At 75.2% G+C, this 13,403-nt stretch carries 11 protein-coding genes; 10 read left to right on the top strand and 1 reads right to left on the bottom strand.

The window, feature by feature from the left end; genetic code table 11:
• Position 1 precedes the first annotated feature (1 nt).
• From IF01_RS0138445 to IF01_RS47935, 6 genes are all read left to right on the top strand, one after another.
• Positions 2-1,327, top strand: a complete 1,326-nt coding sequence (locus IF01_RS0138445) for an O-antigen ligase family protein (protein ID WP_051757051.1) — start codon at positions 2-4, stop codon at positions 1,325-1,327.
• The gene (locus IF01_RS0138440) at positions 1,324-3,054 is read left to right on the top strand and encodes a lipid II flippase MurJ (RefSeq protein ID WP_063764413.1); all 1,731 of its coding nucleotides are present in this window, start codon (positions 1,324-1,326) and stop codon (positions 3,052-3,054) included. The genes IF01_RS0138445 and IF01_RS0138440 overlap by 4 nt, the downstream gene beginning before the upstream one ends.
• The gene (locus IF01_RS0138435; protein WP_078880698.1) at positions 3,044-4,042 is read left to right on the top strand and encodes a polysaccharide deacetylase family protein; all 999 of its coding nucleotides are present in this window, start codon (positions 3,044-3,046) and stop codon (positions 4,040-4,042) included. Before IF01_RS0138440 ends, IF01_RS0138435 begins: the two co-directional genes overlap by 11 nt.
• Positions 4,039-5,154, top strand: coding sequence for a glycosyltransferase (locus IF01_RS0138430; RefSeq protein WP_030398285.1), 1,116 nt, complete (start codon positions 4,039-4,041; stop codon positions 5,152-5,154). Before IF01_RS0138435 ends, IF01_RS0138430 begins: the two co-directional genes overlap by 4 nt.
• Positions 5,155-5,218: 64 nt before the next feature.
• Positions 5,219-6,094, top strand: a complete 876-nt coding sequence (locus IF01_RS47940) for a YveK family protein (RefSeq protein WP_157855468.1) — start codon at positions 5,219-5,221, stop codon at positions 6,092-6,094.
• The gene (locus IF01_RS47935; protein WP_051757047.1) at positions 6,091-7,257 is read left to right on the top strand and encodes a GNAT family N-acetyltransferase; all 1,167 of its coding nucleotides are present in this window, start codon (positions 6,091-6,093) and stop codon (positions 7,255-7,257) included. Before IF01_RS47940 ends, IF01_RS47935 begins: the two co-directional genes overlap by 4 nt.
• Positions 7,258-7,275: 18 nt before the next feature.
• Here IF01_RS47935 and IF01_RS43030 read toward each other — a convergent pair whose 3' ends face one another.
• Positions 7,276-8,589 (bottom strand): glycoside hydrolase family 26 protein, encoded by a 1,314-nt coding sequence (locus tag IF01_RS43030; protein WP_106981265.1) that lies wholly within the window; start codon positions 8,587-8,589, stop codon positions 7,276-7,278.
• A gap of 353 nt (positions 8,590-8,942) precedes the next feature.
• Here IF01_RS43030 and IF01_RS0138410 point away from each other — a divergent pair, with 353 nt between their 5' ends.
• The 4 genes from IF01_RS0138410 (at position 8,943) to IF01_RS0138395 (ending at position 13,235) form a co-directional block, all read left to right on the top strand.
• Positions 8,943-9,755: a hypothetical protein gene (locus tag IF01_RS0138410; protein WP_030398281.1), complete on the top strand. Its 813-nt coding sequence runs from the start codon at positions 8,943-8,945 to the stop codon at positions 9,753-9,755.
• 220 nt (positions 9,756-9,975) lie between these two features.
• Positions 9,976-11,574 (top strand): ABC-F family ATP-binding cassette domain-containing protein, encoded by a 1,599-nt coding sequence (locus IF01_RS0138405; protein ID WP_030398280.1) that lies wholly within the window; start codon positions 9,976-9,978, stop codon positions 11,572-11,574.
• 388 nt (positions 11,575-11,962) lie between these two features.
• Entirely contained in the window at positions 11,963-12,196 is a 234-nt protein-coding gene (locus IF01_RS0138400; RefSeq protein WP_030398279.1) for a helix-turn-helix domain-containing protein, read from the top strand.
• Positions 12,197-12,428: 232 nt separating this feature from the next.
• Positions 12,429-13,235: an enoyl-CoA hydratase/isomerase family protein gene (locus IF01_RS0138395; protein WP_030398278.1), complete on the top strand. Its 807-nt coding sequence runs from the start codon at positions 12,429-12,431 to the stop codon at positions 13,233-13,235.
• The last annotated feature ends 168 nt before the right edge of the window (positions 13,236-13,403 follow it).

The following is a 13,403-nucleotide window of genomic DNA, read 5'->3' as shown; positions in this document are numbered from 1 at the left end:
CGTGGCCCTGCCCCTCGCCGCACCACCGCACCCCGCCCGGCTGTTACGGCGTGCGGGCGGCGTCCTCCAGGAACGCCCCGGCCTGCTGGCCGCCGCCACCGTGCTGCTGGTCTGCGTCCCCACCGGGGAGAAGGACGTCGCCGCCGCCGTCCACATCACCGCCGCCGACCTCGCCTCCCTCGCCCTGGTCGCCCTCACCGCCGTCAACCTGCTGCGCGGCCGCACCCCGGCCCTCGGCCGCGCCGACGCCGTCCGCTTCGGCGCCATCGTCACCGCCGCCGCCGTCGCCACCGTCGGCTCCATCGACCCGTCGACCAGCCTCACCGGCTTCGTCCGCCTCACCCAGGTGTTCGTGCTCGTCCCCGCCGCCGTGCTCTGCTCCCTGCGCGACCGTACCGACCAGCGCCTCGTCCTCGGCTCCTTCGTCGCCGCCGCGCTGATCCAGGGCGTCGTCGGCGTCCACCAGTTCCTCACCGGCACCGGCGCCTCCTACACCGGCCGCCCGATCCGCGCCGTCGGCACCTTCGGCGCCCTCGACATCATGGCGATGTCCACCGTCGTCGCCTACGGCCTGCTCGCCGCCCTCGCCCTCGCCCTCGGCGAACGCGGACCCGACGGCGACCCCCGCCTGCGCCGGGCCATGTTCGCCGCCGCCGCCTTCCTCGCCCTCCCGCTCGCCGTCTCCTTCAGCCGCGGCAGCTGGATCGCCACCGCCGCGGCCGCCACCGTCCTGCTGCTGCGCGCCGACGCCAGACTCGCCGTCCGCGGCGCCCTGCTCGGCGCGGCCGCCGCCGTCGTCCTCGTCGGCGGACTCGGCCTCGGCGGCTCCGGCGTCACCGACCGGCTCAGCTCCATCGGCTCCGTCTCCGCCGCCCCCGACCAGTCGGTCTCCGACCGCTACGACCTGTGGGCCACCGCCGGCCGGATCTGGCAGGACCACCCCGTCACCGGCGCCGGCCCCAAAGCCTTCCAGCAACTGCGCGACAGCCACGCCCCGCTCCGGCTCTCCTCCGGCAGCGACGCCGCCGACGCCACCATCGGCTTCCAGCGCGAACCCCTGCTCTCCCCGCACAACATGTACTTCCTGGTCCTCAGCGAACAGGGCCTGATCGGCATCGTCGCCTACGGCCTGCTCTTCCTCGGCCTCCTGCTCGGCTGCCTGCGCCACGCCCGCGGCCGCGGCCCCGCCCTCGCCGCCCTCGCCCTGCTCACCTGGGTCCTGATCGACTTCCTCTACGCCGACATCGGCGGCACCACCACCGTGCTCACCTCGATCGTCCTCGGCCTCGCCGCCCGCGCCGCCCGACCCCCGGCGGGCACGCCATGACGACGGACCAACCGACGGTCGTGCCCACCACCCTGCCGGCCCCCCGACCCGCCCCGCCCGGACCGGGACCCGCCGCCGCCCCCCGCAGCCGCTTCCTCGCCAGGGCCTTCGGCGTCACCGCCGTCCTCAGCGCCGCCGGCTCCGCCCTCGGACTGCTGCGCGACCTCCTGCTCGCCCGCTACTTCGGCGCCAACCAGGGCACCGACGCCTTCCTGGTCGCCTGGACCGTCCCCGAGACCGCCGCACCCCTGCTGATCGAGGACGCCATGTCCTTCCTCATGGTGCCCGCCTTCGCCCTCGCCCTGGTCCTGCGCGAGGAACGCCCCGACGGCCCCGACCCGGTCCGCCAGGTCGTCCGCGCCACCCTGCCCTGGCTGCTGCTCGCCCTCACCACCCTCTCCCTCGGCGCCGCCCTCGGCGCCCCCCAACTCGTCGACCTGCTCGCCCCCGGCCTCGCCGACCCCCGGCTCGCCGTCACCTGCACCCGGATCACCGCGATCACCGTGCTGCCGTTCGGCGTCGCCGGCTACCTCGCCGCCGCCCTGCGCGCCCACCACCGCTTCACCGCCCCGGCCGGCATCTACGTCGCCTACAACCTCGGCATCCTGGTCGTCCTGCTCAGCTGCCACGCCCTGTGGGGCGTGCGCTCCGCCGCGATCGGCGTCGCCCTCGGCAGCCTCCTCATGGCCGGCCTGCTGATCGGCCCGTTCCTGCGCGCCCTGCGCACCGGCCCCGGCCGCGCCGCCCGCGCCCGCCGCTCCCGCAACGCCCTCGTCCTGATCCCGCTCGCCCTGCTCCCCGTCGGCGCGTTCACCCTCACCCGCCAGGCCCAGGTCTTCATCGAGCGCTACCTCGGCTCCGCACTGCCGCCCGGCACCATCTCCCACCTCAACTACGCCGCCAAGGTCTCCCAGCTCGCCATGACCGCCGGGATCCTGATCTGCACCGTCACCTTCCCGCTGGTCGCCCGCGCCCTCGCCGCCGGAGACCTCACCGCCGCCCGCGACCGGGTCGAGAAGGACCTCGGCCAGGCCGCCGCCGTCGTGCTGCTCGGCACCGCCTTCCTGATGGCCTGCGCCCCCTCCGTGGTCGCCCTGCTCTTCGAACGCGGCGCCTTCGGCCCCAAGGACACCTCCGCCACCGCCGCCGTGATCCGCGTCTACAGCTTCGGCCTGCTCGCCCAGGCACTGATCGGCGTCATGATCCGCCCCTACTTCTCGCTGCGCCCGGTGGTCCGCCGGGCCGGCGACCCCAGCCCCGACGACGGCGGCCGCCGACTGCTCGACTGGTACCCGGCCGCCGCGATGGCCCTCGGCCTCGTCGTCACCGTCACCGTCGGCCTGCTCGCCACCCCCCGCTTCGGCGCCCTCGGCCTGGCCGCCGGCAACGCCGCCGGCATCACCACCGCCGCCGCGCTGCTGCTCCGCGGCCTCGTCCTGCGCGGCATCCCGCTGCGCCTGCGGCGCGTCCTCGGCGGCCAGGCCCGGCTGCTCGCCGCCGCGGCGGGCGCCGCCGCCCTCGGCATGCCGGTGGCCGGCCTCGCCGCCGACCCGCTGCTCTCCACCGTCCTCGGCGGCCTCACCGTCGCGCTGGCCTTCGCCACCCTGGGCACCGTCCTCGGCGCCCACGAGGTGCGCGGCCCGGTCCGCGCCGCCGTCCGGGTCCTGGGACCGGTCCCCGACCCGTCACCTGTCGCCGATGAAGGGAACCCTCCTCATGGACGCTGAACGGGGAACCGTCCGGTCGGCCCCGCCGGGCGCACGCCGCCCGGCCGCGCCGACGGCCGACGGCCGACGCACCGAAGCGCCGCGCACCGAGACCCCGCGCGCCGACGCGCCGCGCACCGAAGCCCCGCGCGCCGACGCGCCGCGCGCCGACCCGCCGCACCCCGGCACCCGTCGACCACCGGCACGGCTGCCCAGGAGCCGGCGCCCGCTCGCCGACCCTCCCACCGCCGAGACCACCTCGCCGTGGATCCTGATGTACCACTCGGTGGCCGTCGAGAAGGAGGACCCCTACCGGCTCACGGTCAGCCCCGAACGCTTCGCCGAGCAGATCGCCTGGCTCCACCGGCGCGGCAAGCGCGGCGTCTCCGTCCGCGAACTGATGCGGGCCCGGGCCGCCGGACGGGCCGACCGGCTGGTCGGCCTGAGCTTCGACGACGGCTACGCCGACTTCGCCCGCCACGCCGTCCCTATCCTCCAGGCCTACGGCTTCACCGCCACCGCCTACGTCGTCGCCGACCTGCTCGGCCGCGCCAACGACTGGGACACCGAAGGCCCCCGCAAGACCCTGCTCACCGTGCAGGAGGTCACCGACCTCGCCGCCGCCGGCTGGGAGATCGGCTCGCACGGCCTCGGCCACCAGGCCCTGCCCGGACTGCCCGCCGACGTCCTGACCGCCCAGACCCGCGACAGCCGGCGCCTCCTGGAAGAGGTCGTCGGCGGCCCCGTCACCGGCTTCTGCTACCCCTACGGAGCCGTCGACCTGGCCGCCACCCTCGCCGTCCGCGACGCCGGCTACGACTACGCCTGCGCCATCGCGCACTCCCCGCTCACCGGCCGCTACGCGCTGCCCCGCTGCTACGTCGGCGACCGCGACGGCGCCTGGCGGCTGCGCGCCAAACGCGGCCGCCACCGCCTGCGCGACACCGTCACCGAACTCCGCCGCCAGCGCCTCGCCGCCCGCGCCGGACGCCTCCGGAGGGTGCCGTGAGGATCCTGCACATCGTCACCGGCCTCGCCTCCGGCGGCGCCGAACGCCAGCTCCACCTGCTGCTCCGCCACCTGCCGGCCCACCAGCAGTGCGAGGTCCTCGCGCTGACCAACCCCGGCACCGTGGCCGCCGCGCTGCGCGCCGACGGCGTCACCGTCCACCACCTCGGCATGCGCGGCAACCGCGACCTCGGCGCACTGCCCCGACTGGCCCGCCTGGTCCGGGCCGGCCGCTACGACGTGGTGCACACCCACCTCTACCGGGCCGGACTGTACGGACGGCTCGCCGCCCGGCTCGCCGGCGTCCGGGCCGTGGTCGCCACCGAGCACTCGCTGCACGCCGGAGTGATCGAGGGCCGCCCGGTCACCCGCGGCGTCAAGGGCCTCTACCTGGCCGCCGAACGCCTCGGCACCACCACCGTCGCGGTCTCCCGGCAGGTCGCCCAGACCCTGCACGCCTGGGGCGTGCCGCCGGCCAGGGTCGAACTGATCCCCAACGGCATCGACGCCGCCCGCTACCACCACCCGCCCGCCGACCGGGCCGGCACCCGCGCCCGGCTGCGCGCCGAACTCGGCCTCCCGCCGGACGCCTGGGTGATCGGCGGGATCGGCCGGCTCGTCCCCGGCAAGCGCTTCGCCGTCCTGCTGGAGGCACTCGCCGCCCTCGACGCCGCCGCCCGCCTGGTGCTGATCGGCGAAGGCCCCGAACGCGCCGCCCTGGAACGCCGGGCCGACGAACTCGGCGTCCGCGACCGCCTGGTGCTGACCGGCGAACGCGACGACGTCCCCGAACTGCTCACCGCACTCGACGTGCTCGCCGCCCCCTCCACCGAGGAGACCTTCGGCCTCGGCGTGCTGGAGGGGCTCGCGGCCGGCCTGCCGGTGCGCCACAGCGCCTGCCCGGCCCTGGACGAACTGCCGCCCAGCGCCGCCCCGCAGGCCCGCCGGATCCCCTCCGAGGCGGCCGCCTACACGGCCGCGCTGCGCGACCTGCGCCACCTCGACGACCTCGGCACCGACCCGCTGCCCAGGCCGCCCGCGGTCGGCCACTACGACATCGTCCGGGTCGCCGCCGACCTCGGTGCGCTCTACGACCGGCTGGCCCGGGCTTGAGCCGGCCGCACCCCCGCAGACACCGGGCCGCCGGCCGGGCGGCCCTCATACCCAAGGAGTCCCCATGAGCGAATCGCGCCGTAGCGCCCGTCGGCTCGTCGGCCGATGGTGGCCGATGGCCCTAGCGGTGCCGCTGGGCGCCGCCGCCGGCGCCGGGTACGCCGTCGTCGCCCACCCCTCGTACGCCGCCAACTCCTATGTGATCGTGGTGCCGGACGCCCAGGGCCAGGCCGCCACCGCGGTCAACTTCGCCCAGGCGTACGGGCGGCTGGCCGGCCAGCCGCAGGTGCTCGCGGCGGCCGCCGCCGAGACCGGGCACAGCCGCGGCGAGCTGGAGAGCCTGGTGCACGGCACCACCTCGCCGGACGCCCCGATGATCGAGATCACCGGCACCGGCGCCGAGCCCGGGGAGGCCGTCCGGGCGGCGGACGCGGTCGCCCGCTCGCTGGTGGCGTTCGCCAACAACAGCAGCAAGGAGACCGGCGTCCGCCTGGTCCCGCTGGCCGGCGCCGCCGAGCCCGACAAGCCGACCACGCCCTCCGGCAAGCTGGACGTCGCGGTGGGCGGCGCGGCCGGGGTGCTGATCGGCGCGCTGGTGATGATGACCCGCCGCCGGGGCACCGGGAGCGGCGCCGAGGAGGCGCCCGCCGCGACGGGGCCGGCGACCACCCCGCGCCCGCGCGCCGCCGAGCCGGAGCCCGACCCCGCCGACCCGGCCGGGCCGGCGAAGGCCGGGGCCGCGCAGGCCGGGGCGGTCGAGTCCGGGGCCGCGAAGGCGGGCTCCGCGAAGCCCGCGGCCGAGAAGGGCGACCCGGCGAAGCCCGAAGCCGCGAAGCCCGAAGCCGCGAGGTCCGCGACGGCGAAGGCCGGGCCCGCCGGGGCGAAGAGCGGCCCCCGGAGCGACACGCGGGCCGAGGCGTCGGCGGGGGGCGGCCGATGAGCACCGAGGCCGTCACCCCCACCGCCGGCCTCCCCGCCCAGGCCCGCTCGCCCCGCTGGACCACCGAACTGCGCCGCGAGGACGACACCCTCGACACCCTCGCCGAGGAGTGGGACGACCTGGCCGCCCGCTGCCGCACGGCCACCACCTTCCAGACCTCGGCCTGGCAGCGCTCCTGGTGGCGCCACTACGGCCGCCCCGGCGCCCTGGTGGTGCTGCTGGTGCGCCGCGAGGGACTGCTCGTCGGCGCGGGCGCGTTCCGCCGCCGCGGCGGCCCGCTCGGCGGACTGACCGGCCTCGGCGCCGGACTGGTCGACTTCACCGACATCCTGCTCGACGACGCCTGCGCCGACCGGGCCGCCGCCGAGTTCGCCGCCGCCCTCCCGCTCACCCGCCCCTGGCACAGCCTGGAGCTGCGCGAGGTCCACCCGGAGGCGGCCGTCCAGCGGGTCTTCGAGCAGTGGCGCGGCCGGCGCCACCGCTTCGCCGACTCGCTCTGCCAGTACCTGCCCGCCGTCCCGATGGAGCAGCTGCTCAAGCGGCTGCCGGGGAAGACCGCCCAGCGCAGCCGGGTCAAGCAGCGCAAGATCGCCGAATCCGGCGTCGAGGTGCGGTCGACCAGCCCGGAGGAGGTCCCGGAGGCGCTGGAGGCGCTGCTGCGGCTGCACTACGTCCAGTGGGAGGAGCGCGGGGTGACGCCGGAGCACCGCACCGAGCGCTTCTCCCGGCACCTCAGCGAGTCCACCGCGGCACTGGTCGCCTCCGGCGGCGCGGCCGTGCACCGGTTCTGGCTGGACGGCGAGCTGCTGGCGGTCAACCTGGTGCTGCTCTGCCCCGCCTACAGCGGCCTCTACCTGTACGGCGCGCACCCCAAGCTGCGGGAGCGGCTGGACATCGCCGGCCTGCTGTTCGGCGCCGCGCTGGACGAGACGCTGGCGGCGGGGATCCCGGTGATAAGCCTGCTGCGCGGCCAGGAGCCGTACAAGCAGCGCTGGCGCCCGGACCGACTGCCGAACCAGCGGCTGCTGTTCGGCCCGCGCGGTGCGGCCCCGGCGGCCGCCGCCCGGGGCGGCGCGGTCCGCGCCCGGCGGGCGACGGTGCACCTGCTCACCACCCGGATGCCGCGGCTCAAGGAGGCGCTGGCCGCCCGCCGCCGCAGCTGACCGCCCGCCCCGCCGCCACTACCACCAGGGCCACCAGTGCCACCCCGGCCGGGCGGTCGGCGCGGGGGAGGGCACCGCGGACGGTGACGCCGGAGCCGCCGGGGCGGTCGGACTCGCCGGGGCCGTCGGGGCCGCCGACGGCGACGGCTCGCCCGGCCCCCCGGGGCTCGGCGGCGCCGTCGGAGTGGCGGACGGCGAGGCCGGCGCGGTCGGCGCACCGGGCGGCGTCGGCTGCGCCGGGACACCCGGCGCCACCGGTACGACCGGTGCCGGCGGCGGCGTCGGCGCGGCCGGGGCCCCCTTGGAGCCCGTCATCAGCTGCTTGAACCGGGCACCGGCCCGCGGGTTCCGGTCGCACTGCCAGAACCCGTGCGGGCAGTAGTCGGTGACGGTCTGGTACGCGGTGTCGTGGGTGCGGATCCACTCCACCATCCGCTGCACGAACTCCGGGTTGTCCCCGTTCCGGAACAGCCCCCACTCCGGGTACGAGACCGGCTTGCCGCGCTTGGCCGCGAACTCCACCTGGTCCTGCAGCCCGTACGGCTCCCGCACGTAGTCGTCGAAGGTGCCGCCGGCCGGCTGGTCGTAGCTGTCCATGCCCAGGATGTCGACCACGTCGTCCCCCGGGTAGCACTTCGTCCACGGGATCGCGTCCAGCCCCCGGTTCGGCGTGAAGTCGAAACGGAAGCGCTGCCCCGGCACCGAGCGCATCACCGTGACGATCCGCCGCCAGTACGTCTTCCAGGCGGCCGGGTCGGGCTTGCAGCGGTGCGTGTAGGTGACGCCGTTCATCTCCCAGCCGAGGGTGAGCACGGTGTCCGCACCGCCGAGCGCGACCAGACGCCGGGCCAGCTTCAGGAAGTGCCGGTCGAAGTCGCCGCGCGCGCCCTGGGCCAGCAGCCGGGCCACCTCGCCGTCCGGCACGTTGGCCTCGTTCGGCACCAGCATCGGCACACCGAGGATCAGCATCCGCGACGGGTCCGCCAGCCGCCACTGCGACCACATGCCGAGCACCACCGGCTCGCCCTCGACGTCCGCCCAGCCGTTGCCCGCCAGATAGGTGTGCCCGACCTGGAGGTTCGCGTTGCCCAGCCACTGCGAGTACCGCCCGATCTGCGGGATGTACTTGTCCCAGGAGCCGACGAAGGCCCCGAACGGCGGCTCGTGCGGCGGCCGCTGGACCACCGGACGCGGCGCGGCCCCGCGCGGCGAGATCCCGTCCGAGGAGAGCGCGTGCCGCTCGGTCTGGCTCAGCGGCGTCCCGGCGGGAACGCCGGCCGTGGTGAGCAGCAGCAGGGTGGCGGCGGCCAGCGCCAGGCGGCCGAATCGCATGGTCTCTCCTCGGGCGGTTCCCCGGTCGGTGCCACGCGCGGGGCGGAGCAGGCTGGGCGGAGGCGGGCAGGGGCACGCACAGTGGTGTCCCGATTGCCGACAGTAGGGCCGCCCGGCCGGGGAAAAGCCGAATGTCACCCTAAAGTGGGCGATATTCGAACGCCGTCCGGCGGTGTGCCGTGTATCACCTCCGTAACAGTCCTGACCGCCCCGGAGGCCCTACCGCACGGCCCCGCCCGGGGCCCCGCCGGGCCCGACGGCGCAGGTCGCCGGGCGGGTGCCGGAGGGTACTGCTGGTCTTTGGGGGGGGCCCCCCCGCGCACCCAAAAAAGCCGGTCCCGTTCGGCGACCGGGTGGCCGCACGGAGCGCCGCCGACCCCAGCGCCGACGCCACCGCGACCCTCGACGCCGCCGACCTCGACCTGCGGGTCGGCCCCGGCCTGGAGGCCTACCACCGGGCCACCGGCGAGCACGCCTGGTCCTACCAGCGGGAGGGCGCCACCGCGCTCTACCTGTCGATGGCCGGCGAGAACGCCGTGGTCGTCTGGGACGACGGCCTGGTCACCTCGGTGCGCCCCGGCGACCAGCAGGTCCGCTGGCACCGCGCGGTACCCGGCCTCGCCGACTGGCTGCGCGGCGCGGGCGAGCCCGGCGCCGACAAGCGGACCGAGGAGCAGCGCAAGCAGCAGGCCACCGAGCGGGCCTCGGCCGCCCTGCGCACCGTCCAGCAGTCCACGCCCTGGGTGGCGGTGGTCACCCCCCAGCTCACCATGGGCTTCCGGGACGCCGACGGCGACCTGCGCTACAACTCCAAGCCCGCCGGCAACTGCGTCTACGACCCGGAGCGCACCGTCGCCACCGACTACGCGGTGCTGGTCCCGCGCAGCTGCGCCAACAGCACCGGGCAGCAGGTCTCCGGCGGCATCTCCGGCTACCGGCTGGACAGCACCGGCTGGCAGCTGAACTCCGGCCCCGGCGTCTCGATGAAGGCGCTGGACGGCCGCCGGGTGCTGATCTCCGACGGACCGATCGTCACCCCGCGGGTCTTCGACACCTGGGCCGCCGCCCCCGAGGCCGCCTGCGGCAGCGCGGCCGAGCCCTTCGCCGCCGTCCCCCCGGCCGGCGGCTGCACGGCGCCGGACGCGGACAGCCCGCAGGCCCGCTGAGGCGTCCCGTCCGGGCCCCCGGTGCCCCCGGCGGGCAGCTCTTACCGGGCCGCGCGCGCGGCCCGGTAGACTTGCCGCCATGGCTGTTCTCTCCGGGCACTAGCGGGTGCGCGGCACCGCCCCGGGCGGTCCGCCGAACCCCGTCGACGACGCCCCTTCCCGCCGCCCCGGCCCGAGCCCGTCCGGTCGCCCGCCCACGTCCCAGGAGTAGTGCCCAGCCATGATTTCCGTCAACGGCCTCGAACTGCGCGCCGGCGCCCGGATCCTGATCGAGTCCGCGAACTTCAAGGTCGCCGCCGGCGACCGGATCGGCCTGGTCGGGCGCAACGGCGCCGGCAAGACCACGCTGACCAAGGTGCTGGCCGGTGAGGGCATCCCCGCGGCCGGCAGCGTGATCCGCTCCGGCGAGGTCGGCTACCTGCCGCAGGACCCGCGCACCGGCGACCTCGACGTCCTCGCCAAGGACCGCATCCTCTCCGCCCGCGGCCTCGACACCGTGCTGAAGAAGATGCGCGAGAACGAGGACCGGATGGCGAACGGCAAGGGCGCCACCCAGGAGAACGCGATGAAGAAGTACGCGCGCCTGGAGACCGAGTTCCTCACCAAGGGCGGGTACGCCGCCGAGGCCGAGGCCGCGACCATCGCCGCCGCGCTGGGCCTGCCGGACCGCATCCTCAACCAGCCGCTGCACACCCTCTCCGGCGGCCAGCGCCGCCGCGTCGAGCTCGCCCGGATCCTGTTCTCCGACTCCGACGTGCTGCTCCTCGACGAGCCCACCAACCACCTCGACGCCGACTCGATCGTCTGGCTGCGGGACTTCCTGAAGACCTACAAGGGCGGCTTCATCGTCATCTCCCACGATGTCGAGCTGGTCGAGACGGTCGTCAACAAGGTCTTCTACCTGGACGCCAACCGCTCCGCGATCGACGTCTACAACATGGGCTGGAAGCAGTACCAGCAGCAGCGCGAGGACGACGAGAAGCGCCGCAAGCGCGAGCGGGCCAACGCCGAGAAGAAGGCCGCGACCCTCAACGCCCAGGCCGACAAGATGCGCGCCAAGGCCACCAAGACCGTCGCCGCGCAGAACATGGCCCGCCGCGCCGACAAGCTGCTCTCCGGCCTGGAGCAGGTCCGGATGAACGACAAGGTCGCCAAGCTGCGCTTCCCGGACCCGGCCCCGTGCGGCAAGACCCCGCTGACCGCCAGCGGGCTGTCCAAGTCCTACGGCTCGCTGGAGATCTTCACCGACGTCGACCTGGCCATCGACCGGGGCTCCCGGGTCGTCGTGCTGGGCTTCAACGGCGCCGGCAAGACCACCCTGCTGCGGATGCTCGCCGGGGTGGAGAAGCCGGACACCGGCGAGGTGATCCCGGGCCACGGCCTGAAGATCGGCTACTACGCCCAGGAGCACGAGACCCTGGACCCGGAGCGCACGGTGCTGGAGAACATGCGCTCCTCGGCCCCCGACACCGACCTGGTGCAGATCCGCAAGATCCTCGGCTCGTTCCTGTTCTCCGGCGACGACGTCGACAAGCCGGCCGGGGTGCTCTCCGGCGGCGAGAAGACTCGGCTCGCGCTGGCCTCGCTGGTGGTCTCCAGCGCCAATGTGCTGCTCCTCGACGAGCCGACCAACAACCTGGACCCGGCCAGCCGCGAGGAGATCCTCGGCGCGCTGCGCGAGTTCAGCGGCGCCGTCGTCCTGGTCACCCACGACGAGGGCGCGGTCGACGCGCTCCAGCCGGAGCGGATCATCCTGCTCCCCGACGGTGTCGAGGACCTCTGGAGCCCGGCCTACGCCGACCTGGTCTCGCTGGCCTGATTCCGCCACGTCAGGGCCCGGTCGTCCGTACGGACGACCGGGCCTTCGTGTTCCCGTCCGGCCGGCGGTAGACACCCCCTACATTTTCTGCGCGAGAAAAACTACTCCTTCCGGCGTGTCCGGGAATGAAGGGGTCGCGCATTCCGTTTGAGGAGCTTCCGTCAGCCCACCACTCGATCGTGGGCGGGCCCACGCTGCTGATCAGCCCATTCGCTCCGAACGGCGGTAGACCGACGGGGGCGTGCACTCAGCGTGAGCGCCCTTGTGCGCTCGGATCACCACCGCAGGACCGCCCATTCCAGACATGGACCTTGTCGAATGGGTGGCCAGGACGCGGTGGATGGGTGATCATGGGAATCTGACCGAGCAACGCTACGAGGAGGCACGGGTGGCCGAGACTCTGAAAAAGGGCAGCCGGGTAACCGGTGCCGCGCGTGAGAAGCTCGCGGCCGATCTCAAGAAGAAGTACGACTCCGGGGCGAGCATTCGTGCCCTCGCGGAGGAGACCGGTCGCTCGTACGGCTTCGTGCACCGAATGCTGAGCGAATCCGGGGTGATCCTCCGGGGCCGCGGCGGTGCCACGCGGGGCAAGAACAAAGCCGCAGCCGGGGCCGGTTCCTGACGCCCCGTCACTTCATCGGACGGATGACTCGGCGGCAGGGCGCCGACCGGGAAGGCGACCGTCGATCGCCCGCCCCCGGCCAGAGCGAACCGGCCGCCGATCGTCATGTCGCGGCCAGGCCGTGACCCGGTCACCGGTCGCCGCACGACGATCGTCGGTGGGCCCCTGCCGCTGCGCCGTCAGTTTTGTTACTCTCCGGTAGCCAAGCACCCTCGCCACCGGAGGTCCCCGCATGACCGCTCCCGCCACCGATCCGCAGACCCCGAGCCGGGAGCAGGACGGCGTTCGCCTGGAGCTCGACGGCGACCTCGCCGTCGTCACCCTCTGTCAGCCCGCGCGGCGCAACGCGCAGTCCCCCGCGATGTGGCGCGCCCTCGCCGCCTTCGGCCGCGAGCTGCCCGGGAACGTCCGGGTGGTACTGCTCCGCGCCGAGGGCGTCTCCTTCTCCGCCGGCCTGGACCGCGCGATGTTCAGCCCCGAGGGCATCCCCGGCGAGCCCAGCTTCCTCCAGCTGGCCGCCGCCGAGGACAAGGAGCTCGACGCGACCATCGCCGGGTACCAGGAGGCCTTCACCTGGTGGCGCCGCCCCGACCTGGTGACCCTCGCCGCCGTCCAGGGCCACGCCGTCGGCGCGGGCTTCCAGCTCGCCCTCGGCTGCGACCTGCGGGTGGTCGCCGAGGACGTCCAGTTCTCCATGAAGGAGACCTCGCTCGGCCTCGTCCCCGACCTCGGCGGCACCAAGCCGCTGACCGACCTGGTCGGCTACGCCCGGGCGCTGGAGATCTGCGCCACCGGCCGCTGGGTCGGCGCCGACGAGGCCACCTCGATCGGCCTGGCCAACCTCGCCGTCCCGGCCGCCGAGCTGGACGCCGCCGCGCGCGACCTCGCCGCCGCCCTGCTCGCCGCGCCGCGCAACGCCGTCATCGAGACCAAGGCCCTGCTCCAGGGCGCCGCCGCCCGCTCCTACGACGAGCAGCGCTCGGCCGAACGGGCGGCGCAGGCCCGCCGGCTCCGCGACCTGGCCGGCCTCGGCGACTGACCGGGGTGTTCCGGGTCCGGCCGCCCGGGTGACCGGGCGGCCGCGCGGCCGGACCGAGCAAGTGGGCAATCGGGCAATCGGGCGGCTGGGCGCCCGTGCGGGTGACCGGTGACTTTGCAAAGTGCGACTTTGCAAAGTCACCTCGGGGCCCGATCGGACTTTGCAAAG

This window comes from Kitasatospora purpeofusca (assembly GCF_000718025.1).
In the GTDB taxonomy this organism is placed as follows: Bacteria; Actinomycetota; Actinomycetes; order Streptomycetales; family Streptomycetaceae; genus Kitasatospora; species Kitasatospora purpeofusca.
The sequence above is the reverse complement of the archived record's forward strand: the minus strand, read 5'-3'. Positions and strand labels throughout refer to the sequence as shown.